The 16,388-nt window shown below is 70.5% G+C and carries 16 protein-coding genes and 1 pseudogene; 1 reads left to right on the top strand and 16 read right to left on the bottom strand.

Features of this window, described 5'->3' with window-relative positions:
* Positions 1 to 204: 204 nt before the first annotated feature.
* From AC4IJH_RS13470 to AC4IJH_RS13455, 4 genes are all read right to left on the bottom strand, one after another.
* Positions 205 to 1,857 (bottom strand): helix-turn-helix domain-containing protein, encoded by a 1,653-nt coding sequence (locus AC4IJH_RS13470; protein WP_490851883.1) that lies wholly within the window; start codon positions 1,855 to 1,857, stop codon positions 205 to 207.
* 254 nt (positions 1,858 to 2,111) lie between these two features.
* Positions 2,112 to 3,221, bottom strand: coding sequence for an o-succinylbenzoate synthase (gene menC / locus AC4IJH_RS13465; RefSeq protein ID WP_490851882.1), 1,110 nt, complete (start codon positions 3,219 to 3,221; stop codon positions 2,112 to 2,114).
* Between the two features lie 51 nt (positions 3,222 to 3,272).
* The gene (locus tag AC4IJH_RS13460; RefSeq protein ID WP_490851881.1) at positions 3,273 to 4,157 is read right to left on the bottom strand and encodes a GNAT family N-acetyltransferase; all 885 of its coding nucleotides are present in this window, start codon (positions 4,155 to 4,157) and stop codon (positions 3,273 to 3,275) included.
* The gene (locus tag AC4IJH_RS13455; protein WP_490851880.1) at positions 4,150 to 5,040 is read right to left on the bottom strand and encodes a M20/M25/M40 family metallo-hydrolase; all 891 of its coding nucleotides are present in this window, start codon (positions 5,038 to 5,040) and stop codon (positions 4,150 to 4,152) included. The genes AC4IJH_RS13460 and AC4IJH_RS13455 overlap by 8 nt, the downstream gene beginning before the upstream one ends.
* A 182-nt stretch (positions 5,041 to 5,222) precedes the next feature.
* Here AC4IJH_RS13455 and AC4IJH_RS13450 point away from each other — a divergent pair.
* Positions 5,223 to 6,438 (top strand): annotated as a pseudogene (locus AC4IJH_RS13450) (RNA-guided endonuclease InsQ/TnpB family protein); the annotation flags it as partial.
* On the opposite strand, the gene AC4IJH_RS13445 reads toward AC4IJH_RS13450, so the two are convergent.
* The 12 genes from AC4IJH_RS13445 to AC4IJH_RS13390 form a co-directional block, all read right to left on the bottom strand.
* Positions 6,404 to 6,850 carry a hypothetical protein gene (locus AC4IJH_RS13445; RefSeq protein WP_490851933.1) on the bottom strand — a complete coding sequence of 149 codons (447 nt, stop codon included), beginning with the start codon at positions 6,848 to 6,850 and terminating at the stop codon, positions 6,404 to 6,406. The pseudogene AC4IJH_RS13450 and the gene AC4IJH_RS13445 overlap by 35 nt on opposite strands.
* Before the next feature lie 53 nt (positions 6,851 to 6,903).
* Positions 6,904 to 7,956, bottom strand: a complete 1,053-nt coding sequence (locus tag AC4IJH_RS13440) for a dipeptidase (protein ID WP_490851879.1) — start codon at positions 7,954 to 7,956, stop codon at positions 6,904 to 6,906.
* A gap of 256 nt (positions 7,957 to 8,212) precedes the next feature.
* Positions 8,213 to 9,358 carry a Glu/Leu/Phe/Val dehydrogenase dimerization domain-containing protein gene (locus tag AC4IJH_RS13435; protein ID WP_490851878.1) on the bottom strand — a complete coding sequence of 382 codons (1,146 nt, stop codon included), beginning with the start codon at positions 9,356 to 9,358 and terminating at the stop codon, positions 8,213 to 8,215.
* A complete protein-coding gene (locus AC4IJH_RS13430; RefSeq protein ID WP_490851877.1) occupies positions 9,355 to 9,570 on the bottom strand; it encodes an MbtH family protein in 216 nt (71 codons plus the stop codon). Before AC4IJH_RS13430 ends, AC4IJH_RS13435 begins: the two co-directional genes overlap by 4 nt.
* 4 nt (positions 9,571 to 9,574) lie before the next feature.
* Complete coding sequence (locus AC4IJH_RS13425) at positions 9,575 to 10,318, bottom strand: beta/alpha barrel domain-containing protein (protein WP_490851876.1); 744 nt, start codon at positions 10,316 to 10,318, stop codon at positions 9,575 to 9,577.
* Positions 10,315 to 10,998 (bottom strand): phosphoribosylanthranilate isomerase, encoded by a 684-nt coding sequence (gene trpF / locus AC4IJH_RS13420; protein ID WP_490851875.1) that lies wholly within the window; start codon positions 10,996 to 10,998, stop codon positions 10,315 to 10,317. The genes AC4IJH_RS13425 and trpF overlap by 4 nt, the downstream gene beginning before the upstream one ends.
* 6 nt (positions 10,999 to 11,004) lie before the next feature.
* Positions 11,005 to 12,144, bottom strand: a complete 1,140-nt coding sequence (locus AC4IJH_RS13415; RefSeq protein ID WP_490851874.1) for an acyl-CoA dehydrogenase family protein — start codon at positions 12,142 to 12,144, stop codon at positions 11,005 to 11,007.
* Between the two features lie 15 nt (positions 12,145 to 12,159).
* On the bottom strand, positions 12,160 to 12,534 hold the full coding sequence (locus AC4IJH_RS13410; RefSeq protein WP_490851873.1) for an ectoine synthase: 375 nt from the start codon (positions 12,532 to 12,534) through the stop codon (positions 12,160 to 12,162).
* A 12-nt stretch (positions 12,535 to 12,546) separates the two neighbouring features.
* Positions 12,547 to 13,350: a tryptophan synthase subunit alpha gene (gene trpA / locus AC4IJH_RS13405; protein WP_490851872.1), complete on the bottom strand. Its 804-nt coding sequence runs from the start codon at positions 13,348 to 13,350 to the stop codon at positions 12,547 to 12,549.
* The gene (locus AC4IJH_RS13400; protein ID WP_490851871.1) at positions 13,343 to 14,380 is read right to left on the bottom strand and encodes an anthranilate phosphoribosyltransferase; all 1,038 of its coding nucleotides are present in this window, start codon (positions 14,378 to 14,380) and stop codon (positions 13,343 to 13,345) included. Before AC4IJH_RS13400 ends, trpA begins: the two co-directional genes overlap by 8 nt.
* A gap of 2 nt (positions 14,381 to 14,382) precedes the next feature.
* On the bottom strand, positions 14,383 to 14,646 hold the full coding sequence (locus AC4IJH_RS13395; protein ID WP_490851870.1) for an acyl carrier protein: 264 nt from the start codon (positions 14,644 to 14,646) through the stop codon (positions 14,383 to 14,385).
* Position 14,647: 1 nt separating this feature from the next.
* On the bottom strand, positions 14,648 to 16,147 hold the full coding sequence (locus AC4IJH_RS13390) for an AMP-binding protein (RefSeq protein WP_490851869.1): 1,500 nt from the start codon (positions 16,145 to 16,147) through the stop codon (positions 14,648 to 14,650).
* Between the last annotated feature and the right edge of the window lie 241 nt (positions 16,148 to 16,388).

The raw sequence follows: 16,388 nt of genomic DNA, 5'->3' as shown, positions 1-16,388 counted from the left end.
GCGTCGGGGCCGGCTGTGGCCGTTCCCCGCAGGGGCGGGAGGGCCTGTCCCCGGCAAGAACGAGAAGGCCCGCTACGGCGTGCCGTTGCTCAACGGCTTTGGTGGGGTCGCCTTCCCGCCCCCGGCACGTCCTCGCGATGGCCGCCGCGGTCCGGCACAATGGCGCGCCCAACTCTCGTAGCACCTAAAGGCGTCTCAAGGCGTCTATGACGGTCGGTCGTGCGGCCACAGGCGTAGCTGGAGCATGGCGGCGAAGCGGGCGTCGGTGTCGGTGAGGTCCAGGTCGCCGACCTCGGCGAGGCGGCGCAGGCGGTAGCGGAAGGTGTTGGGGTGGACGTGGACGGCGGCGGAGGCGGCGGCCACGTCGCCGAATGCGTCGAGCCAGGCCCGTAGCGTGGCGACCAGACTGGTGTGGTGTGCCGCGTCGTACGCGAGGAGGCGGGCGACGGGGCCTGATGGCGGGTCGCCGCGTTCGGCGATGACGTCGGCGAGTTCGATCAGCAGGGATTCGACGAGTACGTCGGTGATGCGGGCCACCGAGCGGGTCCCTTCGCCCGCGCGCAGGACCCGTAGTGCCCGGTCGGCGCCGGCGCGTGCCATGGGCAGGGCGGTGCTGTCGCGTGCGAGCGGGCCGACGCCGATGCGCAGTTGCCGACGCTCGCCGACGCGTTCCAGGAATTCCCGCGCGACGCGGGCCGCCCGCTCCTCGGCGTCCGGGCGGCCCGCGGGGACCGGGACGATGCCGTAGACGACGTCACCGACGAGCGCGGCGGCCGAGCGGGGGTGGGCGGCGGTGAGGTGCATCGCGAACGCGTCGGCCAGGCGCTGGCGTTCGCTGACGTACCGGGCGTGCCGGGCGGCGCACCGGTCGCCGTCGGGGCGGTCGGCGACGGCGAGGGCGAGCACCACGCCCGGTTGTGCGGCCAGGCCCAGGCGGGCGACGGCTTCTCCCGCGCCGGGCCCGCCCTCCAGGGCCGTGCCCACGAGGTCGGCGCGCAGCCTGCGTTCGACGTCCGCGCCCGCGCGCAGCCGCAGCAGGTGCAGCGCGACGAGTTTGGCCGCGTCGCGCAGCGCTCTCTCGCGTTCGGCGCTGAGCGGTTCGCGTACCGCGGCCCAGATGGAGCCGAGGATCTCGTCCCCCGCGCGGACGGCGAGCGCCACGCGCGGCAGTCCGGTCTCGTCGCCCTCGCCCGCCACGACAGGTTCGACGTAGACGGGCCGCTCGCTGCGGTACATCGCCTGGAAGACGCCGCGTTGTTCCAGTACGCGGGTGAAGCGTTCGGGCACCTGGCGGCCCAGGATGGTCTCCACGCGCGAGGAGTCGGCCTCGTCCTGGCGCCCGGAGAAGGCGAGCACCCGCCAGCTGCGGTCCTCGATGGTGACGGGTGCGTCCAGCAGTGCCCCGATGGCGTTGGCCAGGGCGAACAGGTCCCCGGAGGAGATGCCGCCGAGCGTTTCCCGCCCCGTCTCCCCCACGTCGCCCTCGGCGGTGAGCGAGCGCAGCATCGCGGCGAGCTGCGCCCAGGAGGCGCCGCGGGTCAGGCTGAGCAGCGCGACGCCGGATCGCCGTACCGCCGCGGTGACCTCCTGGTCCGCGGCGACGGGCCCGCGCACGACGAGCCCCGCGGCGCCTTGCTCTGCGAGGGTGTCCAACAGCCGGACGATCTGCGCCGGTTCGTACACGGCGACTCCGAGGACGAGCGCCCGGCGCGGCGGTACGGATTCGTCGTGCGGGTCGTGGATGACGACGCCGCCGATGTCCTCGGCGCGGTCCAGGTCACCGCTGACGAGGTCGAGGAGGGTGGGGCCGAGGTCCTCCAGGACGCGCCGGAGGCCGGCTCGGGAGTGGGTGGTCACCGGGATGAGCGCGCTTCCTGTCGCGGGGGGCGAGAATCGGTCTCTTATACGCCGTATGGGAGATGATCCTACGCGGTGTCCGGCGCGCGGAACAGTGCGGAATGCGGAGTGCGGAGTACCGAATGCGGAGTGCCGAGCGTGGGGGTGGGGCCGTGCCCCGCGCCCGGCACACAGCGGTGCCCGGCAGCCCCGGCAGCCCCGTCACGGCCGCTTCATGAGCTCCGGCACAGGTCATGACCCCCGTCACGGCCGCTTCACACCGGGATCCACTGCGTGGAGACGGTCACCCCGCCGAGTGCGTCCGCGAGCGGGTCCACGCCGATGCCGGGGCCGGTCGGCACCGGGAGATGGCCGTCCTGGAGGGTGAACGGCTCGGTGATGTCGGTGCGGTAGTAGCGGTCGGAGGCGGAGGTGTCGCCGGGCACGGTGAAGCCGGGGAGTGCCGCGAGGGCGAGGTTGGCGGCTCGGCCGAGGCCGGTTTCCAGCATGCCGCCGCACCACACGGGCACCCCGTGGGCCGCGCACACATCGTGGATGCGGCGGGCTTCGAGATAGCCGCCGACCCGGCCGGGCTTGATGTTGACGATGCTGGTGGCACCGAGGGCGATCGCGTCGGCGGCCGCGCGGGCCGAGGTGATGGACTCGTCCAGGCAGATCGGCGTACGCACCTGGCGGGCGAGGGCCGCGTGGCCGAGCAGGTCCTCCTCGGGCAGCGGCTGCTCGATCAAGAGCAGGTCGTACGGGTCGAGCCGCGCCAGGTGGCGGGCGTCGGCGCGGGTGTAGGCGGTGTTGGCGTCGACCTGGAGCAGCACGTCGTCGCCGAAGCGTTCGCGTACGGCGCGTACCGGTGCGATGTCCCAGCCCGGCTCGATCTTCAGCTTGATGCGTACGTAGCCGGTGTCGAGGTACGCGGCGACCGCCTCCAGCAGCTCCGGGACCGACCCCATGATCCCGACCGAGACTCCGCAGGGCACCAGCTCCCGTACGGCACCCAGCTCGCGGGCGAGCGGCATCCCGCGCTCGCGCAACTCGGCGTCCAGGACGGCCATTTCGAGCGCGGCCTTCGCCATCGCGTGTCCCTTGAAGGGGCTGAGCGCGGGCGCGACGGTGGCCGCGTCGAGCCTGTCGCGGCGGGCGGCGAGGGCAGGGACGAGGAAGCGGGTGAGTACGTCGGCGCAGGCGTCGACGTACTCGGAGGAGTACAGCGGGTCGCTCATCGCGACGCACTCGCCCCAGCCCTCGGCGTCGGCGGTGACGGCGCGCAGGATCAGCGCCTCGCGGACGGTCTGGGTGCCGAACGAGGTCCTGAACGGTGCCACCAGCGGCATCCGTATGCGGCGGATCTCCACTCCGGTGAGTTTCATGCGCTCCTCCCCCATGCGCTGTGCTTCCTCTTCATATGGCGTGCTTCCTCTTCATGCGATGTGCTCCCTTTCGACGAGGTAGCGGCCCGCCCGGTCGAAGCCGGTGATCCGCGCGCCGTCGGCGAGCAGTCCGCCGAGCACGTCGCGCAGCGCGGAGCGCCAGGCGGCGGCGCAGGCGGGGTCGGTGGCGCGCAGCCGCTCCACGTCGCCGGGGACGGCGACCAGGACGGCCGGGCCGTCGAGCGTGCCGGGCAGCGGGTGGCCGCACGGGGAGACGGCGAGGCCGGTGACGGCGCCTGCCGCGCTGCGGGCCGGGGGCCGGCCCGCGCAGGCCACGACGACTTCGGGGGCGTCCAGGCGCCAGGTGACCAGAAGGCGGTCGGTGTCATCGGCGCCGTTGATGCCGTCGTTCATCCGGCCGTAGAAATTGGGCAGGTACTCGGTGGGTACGGCGGCCAGCTTGCCAAGGTTGAAGTAGGCGTTACGGCGCACGAGCGGGTCGAACGTCCAGGATATTCGGGTGAGTTGGTGCCGCAGCGCCCAGGCGCGCTGGTGCAGTTTCAGCGCGTAGCCGACGTTGCGGCCGCGCAGCCCTGGCGCCACTCCGGCGATGTGACTGTGCAGGGCTCCGTCGGCGGGCGAGGAGAAGAACCCGACGCAGGCGCCGACGAGTGCGTCACCGTCGAAGGCACCGCCCACGTAGCTGCCCGCTTTGCTGAGCGCGCGCAGCAGTTCGGTCGTCATCGGCGGGGCCGCTCCGTCGGGCCGCCAGATGGTCTCGTAGAGCCGCCGTACGTCCTCCAGTTGGGCGAGGCCGGTGAGTTGGCGCACGTGAATACGCGCGGCGCGGGCCGCGGAGTCGGCCGCGGCTGCGGCCTCGGCGGCCAGGCCCCCTGGGACGGCGGGGCGACTCGTGTCGCTGGACAGATCAATCACGGGCGTCGTCTTCTTTCCCGCGGGAGTGGGGGTGCGAGTGGGAGTGGGAGTGGGAGGGGAAGTGGGCGTGGGAGCATCGAGTGGCGGGATCGAGCACGTCCCGCAGCAGCGCCGTCAACAGGGCGGTACGCCGGGGCAGTTCGGCCACCTCGACGTGCTCGTGGTCGGCGTGGGCTCCCCCGCCGACCGCGCCGAGCCCGTCCAGGGTCGGCGTACCGACCCCCGCGGTGAAGTTGCCGTCGGAAGCGCCACCGACGGCGAGCGCGGTCAGCGGCCCGACGCCCAGCTCGTCGGCGAGGCGGGCCGCGCGGGCGAACAGGTCGCGCGAGGCGGCGGCGGGCAGCGGCGGCCGGTTGGGCCCTCCTGTGACGGCGACGCCGGCGCCGTCGAGCACCGGCCGCAGCGCTCGTATCGCGGCGTCCACGCGATCCTGCTCGGCGGCGTGACTCGCCCGCACATCCACGGCGAACTTCCCTTGTGCGGCAACGGTGTTGGTGGTGGTTCCCGCGGCCAGCAGGGTCGGGGTGACGGTGGTCCCGGCGATGTCGTCCCCGAGCGCGGCGACGGCGAGGATCTGGTGCGCCGCCTCGATGCTCGCGTTCACCCCGCGGTGCGGTTCGAGTCCGGCGTGGGCCGCGCGGCCGCGCACCGCGACCTCGTACAGCGAGACGCCCTTGCGTTCCGTCTTCAGCGCCCCGCCGTCCCCCGAGGCCTCCAGGACCAGCGCCGCCTCGCAGCCGCGGGCCTCGGCCTCGATGAGCACCCGGGAGGTGGGCGAGCCGAGTTCCTCGTCACCGGTGATCAGTACGGTCACGCCGTCGGCACCGCCGAGGGGGCCGAGCGCGGCGACCGCGTGGAAGGCCATGGCCACACCGGCTTTCATCAGGTCTCCTTCGTGGGCACCCCCGGCTTTTAACCGGGGGAGGAACGAAGCTCCCGCGGGAGCGGGGCAGGGAGAGCCGATCCGCCGCCAGGGCGGATCGGTGCCTGCCCGAAACGGTGGCGAGGCAGCCCGCACAGGGCAGGGGATCTGGACTGTCGGACCTCCCGGGTAGGTTGATTGTCGTGACGACGGAATCGAAGGCTCGCGGGGAGATCGGGCATGCCCGGTTCACCTACCGACTTCGCTTGTCGTCGACCGCCCGCGCCGCACTCGAAGCGGAGTGGGACCGGTGCCGCTGGGTGTGGAACGAGTGCGTGGCCAAGTCCAGGCAGATCGGAGCGTGGAACAAGGCCCGGCCCGAAGGCGTGGACAAGCAAACCTGCGGGCCGGTGCAGCTCGCTGCGATGCTGACCGGGGCACGCGCCCGCACCCAGTGGCTGCGTGAGGGCGCCTGCGTACCCCAGCAGCAGCTGATACGCGACTTCGGCAAGTCCCGGGCCAAGGCCCTCAAGGACATCAAAGTCAAGGTGCCGATGCGGCAGCGGGCCGGGATGCCGAAATACAAGAAGAAGCGCGAGGCGCTGCCGACTCTCGAATACACCCGGCGTGGATTCCGGATCAAGGACGGGCGTCTGCACCTGGCGGGCGGCATCCCGGTGACCGTGGTGTGGTCGCGAAACCTGCCCGCGCCACCGTCCAGCGTACGGGTGTACCGCGACAGCCTCGGACACTGGTACGCGTCCTTCGTCGTCCCCGCAGTGACCGAGACCCTGCCCGCCACGGGCCGTGCGATCGGAATCGACTGGGGCGTCAAGGAGACCGCCACCACCACATCCGACGCCCACGACCTTCCCCACCCCCAGCACGGGCGTACCGCGGCAACCAAACTGGCCCGCTACCAACGGATGATGGCCCGCCGCAAGCCCCAGCGAGGGCAGCCCGCATCGAAGGGCTACCAGGCCGCGAAGAAACAGACGGCGAAGTGGCACAAGAAGGTGGCCCGGCAACGGCAGGACACCGCCCGCAAGTGGGCCAAGAAGGTTGTCCGCGACCACGACGCCCTGGCGGTCGAGGACTTCCGCCCGAGGTTCCTTGCCCAGTCCACCATGGCCCGCAAGGCCGCTGATGCGGCCATCGCCGCCACCAAGGCGGCCCTGGTCGAGATGGGCCGCAAGCACGGGCGGGATGTGCATCTGGTACACCCCGCGCACACCACGATGGACTGTGCGCAGTGCGCAGCGAGAACCAAGCACGCACTACCTCTCTCAGAACGAACGTATGCCTGCACTGCGTGCGGAGCCGTCTCGCCCAGGGACAAGAACTCCGCGCATGTGATGCTGGTCCGGGCTGGTCTTCAACCCGGCTAGCGCTGATCGTGTAAGACCTGCTGGTCCGCCGGACCGCAGGCGACGTGAGCTAGGAATCCCCCACGATCACGAGGGGGAGGAGTCAAGTCGAAACAGCCGGGCCCGCGCAGCTGTCCGTTCTCGACGCCGAAGGGGTGGGTGGCCAGCGATCCGATGGGCCACACCGTGTCGTGGTGCCCGACGACCAGGACGCGGCGCGGCCCGTCGCCGAGCCGCCAGCGCAGATGAGTGCATCCGTCCAGCACGATGCGCTCAGGGGCGGCGCCCAGATGGGCGGCCCCCACCTCGGCCACCACGTCGGCGCTGTGCGCCACGGCTGCCAGGTCGGCGGACGGTGACTCACAGCGCACCAGTTGTTCGATGTCGGCGAGCATCTTGGGCAGCGCTGCCTCGAAGTCGCTGACGAGTGGAGACAGTTGAGGTCGCGGTTGCGGTACGGCCATGCCGGTCAGCCTTCGGAGGTCGGGGACGGTGGTGATGGTCAGGCCGCGGGGCGTCAGGCCGCCGAGCGCCCAAGCTCGTCGCGGAAGAGGCGGAGGACGTTTCCGCCCAGCACCTGGGCGACGGCGTCGTCGGTCCAGCCGCGCCGCAGCAGGCCCTCGGTCACCAGGGGAAGTCCGGCGGGGCCTTCAAGGCCGGGCAGGTACTGGTCCGTGCGGACGCCTTCGATGACGGTGTGCGTGCAGCAGGGCGGCGTGGTGTCGGCCAGGACTTCCTGGACGAAGTCCGGCCCGAGTCCCACGTGTTGGATGCCCGCGACGTCCGCGAGGTGCTCGATGTGGTCGACGAGGCGGTCGACGGTGTGGTCGTGCTCGTGCAGGAACGGCGCGAAGAAGTTCACGCACACCACACCGCCGTTCACGGCGACCGCCTTGACCTGGTCGTCGGTGAGGTTGCGGTGGTGGTCGCGCAGCGCCCGCGCCGAGGAGTGTGTGGCGATGACCGGCCGGGTGGCCAGCTCCAGTACGTGCTCGACTCCGGCGGCACCGAGGTGGCTGATGTCGAAGATCATGCCGATCCGCTCCATCTCGGCGACGGCGGCCACGCCCGCCCGGGTGAGGCGGCTCCCGGTCGCGTCCTCACCGCTGCCGTCGGCCAGCGCCGTACGCCCGAAGTGCGCGAGGGAGGCGATCCGTACGCCGAGTCGGTGGAGCGTTTCCAGCAGTTCTACGTCCTCGCCGATGCCGGGCGCGCTCTCCAGCGCGAGTACCAGCGCGATCCTGTCCTCTTCCAGAGCGGCGTCCACCTCGGCGCCGTCGCCGCAGAGCCGTACCGCGTCGGCGTTGCCGGCGGCGAGCCGGTGTGCGGCCTCGATCATGCGCAGGGTCTGCCGCAGCGCTCCCTCGGGCCGGTAGGCGTCGTCGATGAACACCGGCAGCACCTGTATGTCCACGCCGCCGTCGCGCAGTTGGGGCAGCCACTGTTCGCGGAAGAACGCCGACCACCGGTCCGTGGGCCGGGCCGTGACCGCGCAGAGCAGGTCGTTGTGCGTGTCGGCGACGGTGCTGCGGTGGTGCAGTTCGGCGGCGTCGCGGGGTGCCGTGGCCATGCTGGGCTCCTTTCGGCTGGGCGGATTCAGCGAGTGTGGCGCCCGCCGTGGAGCCGATGATTCGTCGCAGCGCACAAGAAGTACGCGCCAACTGGTGCCGACGGACAGAACGGCCAGGCCCAGGGCATGGTGAGCGCGGGCCACGGCGGCGGCCTCAAGCACCAGCGCTGGAGCTGATTCCGGCCACCGGGCGCTGGGGCCAGGACTGGGGTCGGTCCTCCATCTGCCGAGCGGCGGGTGGAGGACCGACCGCTCCTCACGCCCGGGCGCTGTGTGAAGCGAGCAGGTGCGTGACCGGGTCGGTGCTGCCCGAGGTGCTCAGCTCCTGTACGAGTGCGCAGTTTGCGGCGATTCGGGTGGCGACCCATTCGCGCAGCCATGCGGACAGCTTTGGGAGTGGCAGGTCGGAGGGGGCCAGTCCGGCGAGGACGCAGCCGGTGGCCGCCGCGCCGCCGACGTTGACGACCACGTCCGGCAGCACGGTGTGGCCCGCCTCGCGCAACAGCCGGCGGGCCGGCCCGGTGCAGCTCATGTTGCCGCCCTCGACCACCGTCTTCGCGCGGACCGCGGGGACCGCGTCCTCGTCGACCGCGGCCGCGGAGGCCGCCAGCACCAGGACGTCGGCCTCGACGTGCAGCCAGGCCCGCGCGGACGCGTGCACCGTGGCCGCCGCGGGCAGCCGGGACCGGTCGATGGTGCCGTCGCTGCTGGTGAGCGCGGTGAGTTCGGCGACGGGCAGCCCGTGCTGGTCCTCGATCGTGCCCCGTACGTCGGCGACTGCCACCACCCGGTGGCCGCGGTCGGACAGATGGCGGGCCACCGCGCGCCCGACGGTGCCGAAGCCCTGGATGACGATGCGCTGCGGGCCGAGGGCACCGGAGGCGCGCAGGGCGCCGAGGACTGCGACGGCCACCCCGTACCCGGTGATGTCGGCCATGTGGTCCCACAGTTCGGCCCAGCCGACGGTGAGGCGGGTGGCCCCTGGCCGGTGGGCGACGTCGTACCCGGCGGCGTCGAAGGCCAGTTGGCGGTCGGCGTATGTGGTGCCCTGGTCGCAGCCCAGATAGACCCCGCCGTGCAGGAGCGGGGCCGCGGCGCGGCCGAACTCTCGCATCACTGTGTGCCGGTGGAGGGCGGCTCCCGGCCGGGGCGCGATTCCGGCCTTGGCTCCGCCGATGGGTAGGCCGACCAGTGCCAGCTTGTGGGTCATGGACCGGGCGAGGTCGGCCAGTTCCCTCTCGGTCACCGTCGACGTCATTCTGGTGCCGCCCATGGCCAGCCCGTCGACCATGGAGTCGACGACGACCCAGCCTTGCGCCTCGGAGTGCGGCATGGTCAGTGTGGTGGAGAGCAGGGGCTGCGCCGCGCGGGTCCCGTCGTGCTGGGCGAGTGCCGGGTTCACCGTGCACCGGTTTCCGCGGTGTTCTGCGGCCGCAGGCTCAGGGGGCGCATATCGGTCCATATGCGATCGATGTGCGCCAGACACTCGTCCTTCGCGCCGCGGACGCCGATGTCGCGCCAGCCGGCGGGCGACTCGCGGTCGGCGGACCAGATCGAGTACTGCTCCTCGTCGTTGACGACGACCTTCCACTGCTCGGGTGCTTCGCTGGTCACGCCATTACCTCCGGGTGTCGTTGGGGTGGGATCCGCCAGGGCGGCGGGCGGGCGGAGCCGGTTCGCGGCAGCGGTCGAAGGCGTCCAGCCAGTCCGGCGGGCTGTCGGCGCGCAGCAGGCCCGTGCCGATGAGCACTCCGGTGAAGCCCGCCTGGATCAACTTGGCTGCCTCGCTTGGGTGTTGGATTCCTCCGGCGCTCACCGGGCAGCGGGTGCCGCTGCGCAGCACCGCGGGCAGCAGCGACGTGCTGCGCCCGATGTCGCCCGTGCCGCGTTCGCGGGTGGCGATGTTCTTGTTGTTCACCGCGACCACGCAGTCCTCGGCGCGCGGTAGGCGGCGGATCTCCTCCTCGGTGGCCACCTCGACGAACGGGGTCAGGCCGAGCCGCACGGTGTGGTCGATCAGGTTGCCCAGGGTGGTCCGGGGCAGCAGGGCCGCGGTGAGCAGGACGGCGGCTGCGCCCAACTCCCGCGCCTGGGTCAGTTGGCTGCGGCGGACGATGAAGTCCTTCTGAAGGACCGGGAGTTGACTCGCCTGTGCGACGTCGCGCAGCAGGTCCTGGGTGCCGCCGAACCACCGGCCGGTCACCACGGACAGGCACGGCGCTCCGGCCTGCTCGTAGGCGGCGGCGATACGAGCGGCCGGGCGGCCGCCGAACAGGTCCCGGCCCGCGGCGTTCTGCCGCTTGAGCTCCATGATCACTGGCCGGCGGGCATCCCGTAACGCCTCGATGAACGCCGCCGTCACGTCGCCGCCTCGGTGCCGTCCGCTGCCCGCCAGCCTCGCCGTACGGCCGCGACCCGATCGGCCCGCAGCCCTCCGCCGGGTCCTCTGGCCGCTGTGTCCACGTCGACGCCCAGGAACAGGGGGTGTGCCGGCACGGCCTGGTAGTCCCTTCGGTTGGCGGCCGAGATTCCGCCGGCGAGCAGAAAGGGCCGCGTCATACGGTCCGCGATGTCGAGGACGGCGTTGCCGTCGAGCTGTTGCGCGGTGCTGCCGACGCGGCCGTCCGCGGCCACCGCGTCCAGCAGGAAGAGATCCGTGCCCGCCCGCTCGTACGACGGGATCAGGGGCCGCTCGACACACCCGTCCGCGCCGAGGTGCAGCACCTTGACGACGGTGAGATCGGCGCCGCTCTTCAGCGCGCGGACCGTGCCCGGCGGCTGGTAGCCGTGCAGTTGGACCCACCGCAGCCCGGCGGTGGCCATTGTTTCGTGCAGTACGCCGACGTCGTCGAGGAAGGTGACGAGGACCGGCTTGAGCCGTGCCGTGCGCTGTGCGGCCGCAGCCAGTGCGGACAGTGCACGCAACGGCAGGTCCGCGTGGCCGCCCGGAATGCCGTGCCAGAGGCCGACGAGATCGGCTCCGGCCGTATCGAGCAGTGCCACGTCCCCGGCCGAGGTGGCTCCGCATATCTTGACCAGCATCAGGTGTCACAGCCCCAGCATCGCCGCGATGCGATTGCGCTGGATCTCCGAGGTGCCGGAGTAGATCGGTCCTGCCACCGCGTCGCGCAGGTCCTTTTCCAGGCCGTGGTCGGTGAGGTATCCGCTGCCGCCGAAGATGTGCACGGCCGCCAGTGCGGAGGCGAGGTTGCTTTCGCTGGCGAGCAGTTTGCTGATGGCGATGTCGGTGGTGACGTTCTCGCCGTCGCTCAGCCGGGCTGCCGTGTCGTAGAGCCATTTCCGGGCGGTGTCGAGGCCGATCTTCATCTCCACGATCTTGTGGGAGATGGACTGGTACGAGCCGATCGGATGGCCGAACTGGGTGCGTTCCTTGGCGTATGCGACGCAGCGGTCGAGCCGGTACCGCATCTGTCCGGTGGTGATGATGAAGGAGCAGAGAATCTCCCACTTCATCACGTGGTCCAGGATCAGGAATCCGGAGCCGATCCGGCCGAGGACGGCGGATGCGGGGATGCGGCAGTCGTCGAAGTGCAGTTCGCTGACGGGTGAGGTTCTGAGCCCCATCTTGGCGACGGGTGCTCCGATGACGAGCCCTGGGGTGTCCGGCTCGACGACGAAGGCGGTGATGCCGAGGGGCCCGCCGTCGGGGTGCGTGCGGGCGTAGACCACGAATACGTCGGCTACCGGGCCGTTGCTGACAAAAGCCTTGCTGCCCCGCAGGACGAAATCCTCGCCGTCGCGGGTCGCCGTCGTCCGCATGGCCAGCGCGTCGGAGCCGCTGTCGGCCTCGCTGATCGCGTGGGCTCCGATCGTCTCTCCCGAGCAGATCCCCGGCAGATAGCGCTCTTTGAGTGCCTGGGACCCGAACCGTTGCAGGGGAATGCCGGAGCTGACCATGTGGGTGGCGACCGAGAAGTTCAGTCCGCCGTCGCGGCATCCCGTGCCGAGTTCCTCCAGCACGTACATGGTGGTGAGCAGGTCCTGGCCGAGTCCGCCCCACTGCTCCTCGAACGGCAGCCCCAGAATTCCTGACTCCTGGACGGCCTTCCACTGCTCCCGCGGAAAGACACCTTCGGCGTCCCGCTCGATATGGCCCGCGCTGAGCGCCTCGCACCAACGGCCGATCCCCTGGCGCAAAGCCTTCTGGTCGGCGTTCCAGCTGTTCACGTGTCGCGGTCCCTGTCAGTACTGGGAGAAGTCGGCCGAGTCCAGGCTGTGCCGTTCGCCGCCGCGCAATGCGGGCGAGAACACACACACCAGCCGGAGGTCTTCTTCTGGGCTCGCGATCAGAAAGTGGGCGTCGTGCTCATCGAGTGCGTAGAGCGTGCCGGGTTCGATCGGGTGTGAGGTGCCGTCGGAATCCACCACCTCTCCCCTGCCGTTGATGCAGTAGCAGGCTTCCAGGTGGCGCCGGTATTCCAGTCGGGACTTGGTGCCGGCGCGTACGGTGGTGTCGGTCATCGAGTAGCCCATGCCGTCGGATTCGAGAAGAAATCTGCGGCTGAGCCCGTTGCCCCAGTCCACGGTCGTCACTTCGTCAAGGCGTCGGACAATCATGGGGTGAACCTCCTACCCAGTGGGTGAATACGGTGAAAGGGAGCGCACGAAGGCGTGGAACTCCTCGACCACGTCGGCCTGTTGGGCCAGGGCGTGCTCGATACGGGCGACTCCGGCGCTGCCGACGACCGCGGCGTCGGCTCCGAGGCTGTGCAGCATGGCGATGTCGGCCTGTGAGCGGACCCCGAATCCCACGGCGATCGGCACGGTGGCCGACTTGCGCAACGCGGCCAGCGCCGTGGCCAGTTGTCGGCGGTCGGCGGTGAGTGTGCCGCCGCTGCGGCCGTAGTGGGCGACGAGATACAGGTACGCGGAGGCGGCCTCGGCGGCGTCGGCCCGCACCTCGGCTGCCGAAGTGGCGTAGCAGGTGGCCACCATCGGCAGCCCGTCCTGCAGTGCCGCTCGGCGGAAGTCGGCGCGTAATCGCGGTGGCAGGCCGTGGACCAGTAGCCCGTCAGCGCCCGAATCGGCGACCCGGCCGACAAAGCCCTCCGCGGAAAGGGGTTTGACCGTGTGGCTCCAGTCGGCCAGCAGTGCGATGCGCAGATGATTCAGCTGAGGCCGGATCCCGCCGAGGAAGTCGAGCACCTCGTCGAGCCCGATGCCGTGGGTCAGTGCCCGTTGTGCCGAGCGGCGGATGATGGCTCCGTCGGTGACCGAGTCCGGAAAGGGCACCGCCAATTCCAGGCAGTCCACCCGGCAGTCGTCCAGCATCCGCAGGAGATCGGCCAGTACGGGCAAGGGCGGATCTCCGGCGTTGAGAAACACGGCCAGCCCTGGCTGGTCCGGGGGCCGCCGCGCGAAGAACTCACTCACCGCGCCCCACCGCCTTGCGCGCCGGCTGTGTACGCATGCGGTGGACGAGGTCGAGTGCCGCGCCACCGCGCATGGCGTCGTCGGCGGCGCCGATCGCCTCGGTCCACTCGGTGCTGAGTCCGCTTGCGACGGCCAGTGCGGCGGCGTTCAAGAGGACGGTACGCGTCGCCATACCCGCGCCTTTGCCCGACACCACATCGAGAAAGTGACCCACCACGCTCTCGTTGCCGGACGCCGGGGCCAGCTCGGCCATCGCGCCGGACTCGGGTACGAGCACGCCCGCGCGCAGCCGGATTCCGCCGGTGCCGTCATGGGTGTGGATGACGTTGTCGACACAGCTGACCAGTTCGTCGATTCCCAGGTCATTGGCGCACAGCCAGATCTTCCGCTCGGGGACGGTGGCGGCAAGGTGCCGCAGCCCCGGCAGCAGCAAAGGGTCCGAGACGCCGACGAGTTGGGACGCGACCGGCATCGCGGCCAGGAACGGTCCGACCGCGTTGAGGAATCCGCCGAGCCTGCGCAGTTCCAGCGGCAGGACGCTCTTCGCCAGCAGCATCACCTCGCGTGGGTACACAAAGTGCCCCGGGAAGGCGATACCGAAGCGTTCCAGTTCGGCATGGGTCTGCTCGTAGGAGGCGGTCAGTCCGATGCCGAGCTGTTCGAGCAGGTCGAGGGAACCGCAGGTGCTGGAGTACGCGCGCGAGCCGGTCTTGACGATGCGGATGCCCATCGCGGCGGCGACGAAGGCCGAAGCGGTGGAGATATTGAACGTTCTCGGGCCGCCTCCGGTGCCGACGATATTGGCGGTGTTCTCCAGCCGCGCGGCGACGGTCGGCCGGCGCTCGTCCAGCGTACGGAGAAAGCCGCTCAGCGTTTCCCGGTCGGGCATGCGGGTGGTCAGCGAGGACAGCAAGGCCACCGTCTCGCCGCGCTGGAGGCCGCCGTTGTGCAGCTGGTCCCAGAAGGACCGCCACATCTCCTGATCGACGGGGCGCTCCCGGGTGAGCAGCGCAATGAGCGCATCGTGCATGGCTAGCGGGACTCCGGCCGGCCCTGGTGGGCGTGCTCGATGAAGGCGCTGATGGCATCGACGGAGCGGAAGCTGTCCGGGTCGAGGTCGAATTCATCGGCGCGCAGGTCGAATCGGTCCTCCAGCCATGCCATGGTCTTGAGCAGACCGAGGCTGTCGATGACCCCGCCTTCCACAAGATCATAGTCGGAGTCCAGTTCGGTTACGCTGACATCCGGCAGGAACTCCTCGATGATGAACTGCTTCACAACCGCGGTGTGTTTCACGTCAGCGTTCCTTTGTTTGGCTGGGACAGAAGTAGGCGCGTTCGACGAGCGCGCGGTCGGTCTTTCCGGTGGACGTTCTCGGCAGTGCGTCGTCCACGATCCGCAGGGCCGAGGGGATCGCGGTGCGGGGAAGCCGTTGGGCGCAGTGGTGGCGCAGTGCCAGGCTGTTCAGCCGGCTGGCCGGGGCGCGCCGGACGACGCCGTGCAGCAGGCGGCCGGCCACCGGATCGGGAACCGCCACCGCCGCTGCCTCGATCACATCAGGGTGCGCCAGCAACACCTGCTCGACTTCGTGGATGTTGACCCGCACACCCCGGACCTTCACCTGGTGATCGTTGCGTCCTGTCAGGGTGATGCGGCCGTCTGCGTCGCGGCGTACGAGATCGCCGCTGCGGAAGAAGCGCAGCTTCTCGTCTCCCTGGAGGTGGGTCGCGAACCGGTCCGCGTCCTGTTCCCCGCCGAGGTAGCCGTCGGTCTGGAACGGCGTCGCGACATGGAGTTCGCCGGTTCCGGGGCCGGTCAGGATCTCGCCGTCGGCATCGACGATCACGGCGTGAACTCCGGGCAGCGGGCGACCGATCGGGACGGGACCGCACTTTGGCTCGGTGCCGTCGATCTCGTGGAGGAAGCTGTCGTTGGTCTCGGTGCAGCCGTAGATGTTGTAGAGCCGCGCGGTGCCGAACAGCCGTGGCAGTGCGGCGAGGCAGCGGGCGGGCATGCTGTCGCCGGTGAAGATGGCGTGCTCGACCGTCTCCAGCCGCTGGCCGCGCTCGGTGGCCGCGTCGATGAGCAGCCGGTAGAACATCGGTACCGCTTGGACGAGTCGGACCTGGTGGCGGACCATGAGATCGAGCAGGTGGCCGCCCTGGGTGGCCCGTGCCGGGTCGACCAGGACGACGCGGCCGCCGTGCTGGAGCGTGGTCCAGATGTCCAGCAGGCACAGATCGAAGTTGAGCGGAGCGTAGTTGAGCACCGTCGTTCCCCGGCGGATCCGGAACTGTGCGCCGGCCCAGGTGGTGAAGCGGTCCACCGCGCCGGTGCTCAGTGGCACGATCTTCGGCTGTCCGGTGGAGCCGGAGGTGGTCAGCATGAAGGACACATCGGCGGGTTCGGTACGGTGTGGCTCGCCTATCTGTAACGGGAGCGACCGATCGCGAGGCGGCACCGGAGCGCTCTGCGGCGACAGTACGTACCGGCAGCCGGCCTGATCGAAGAGTGCGCGCAGCGTTTCCCGGGGCAGCGTCGGCGACGGCAGCAGGAACCGCCGCCCTTCCATCAGGCAGGCGAGCACCAGGGCGATCGCCGACGGTGACTTGGCGGTCAGGATGCCGAGCGGTTCCTCCGCGCGCGGTGCGAGTTCGGTGATCCGGGTGCGCTCCCGCATCGCCAGCTCGTTCAGTTCGCGGTAGGTCGTCTCTTCTCCGTGCCAGAGCAGCGCCGGGTCGTCGGGGTGACTGGTTGCGTGCGCGACAATTGAACGCACTAAGTTCTGGTGCAGCATGATGGATTCTCCGCGTTCACGCAACGGGCTCTCTTAAATCATTCAGCCCGCCTGACGACTCTGCACTAAAGGGCAACACCCGAGGGTCAAAAGGGCACCCCGACCAGCCCCCGACAACAAACGAATTGCCGCGCGACTACGCCGGGAAATCACCGCGTTGCGACCGGCTCAATACTGTCCGCACACGGCGATGGGGGCCTTCGAACTCCCCGGAATGGCTCCTGACCAGCATCGACGTGCC

This window comes from Streptomyces sp. UF-297, from assembly GCF_058245575.1.
Note: the sequence above shows the minus strand (reverse complement) of the source record. Positions and strands in the feature narration are given on the sequence as shown.

Bases quoted from the DNA above. Each gene is read 5' to 3' on its own strand.
- menC (WP_490851882.1), bottom strand. From the start codon at position 3,221: ATGAAACTCACCGGAGTGGAGATCCGCCGCATACGGATGCCGCTGGTG.
- AC4IJH_RS13455 (WP_490851880.1), bottom strand. From the start codon at position 5,040: ATGAAAGCCGGTGTGGCCATGGCCTTCCACGCGGTCGCCGCGCTCGGC.
- AC4IJH_RS13445 (WP_490851933.1), bottom strand. From the start codon at position 6,850: ATGGCCGTACCGCAACCGCGACCTCAACTGTCTCCACTCGTCAGCGAC.
- AC4IJH_RS13440 (WP_490851879.1), bottom strand. From the start codon at position 7,956: ATGGCCACGGCACCCCGCGACGCCGCCGAACTGCACCACCGCAGCACC.
- trpF (WP_490851875.1), bottom strand. From the start codon at position 10,998: ATGCTGGTCAAGATATGCGGAGCCACCTCGGCCGGGGACGTGGCACTG.
- AC4IJH_RS13410 (WP_490851873.1), bottom strand. From the start codon at position 12,534: ATGATTGTCCGACGCCTTGACGAAGTGACGACCGTGGACTGGGGCAAC.
- AC4IJH_RS13400 (WP_490851871.1), bottom strand. From the start codon at position 14,380: ATGCACGATGCGCTCATTGCGCTGCTCACCCGGGAGCGCCCCGTCGAT.
- AC4IJH_RS13390 (WP_490851869.1), bottom strand. From the start codon at position 16,147: ATGCTGCACCAGAACTTAGTGCGTTCAATTGTCGCGCACGCAACCAGT.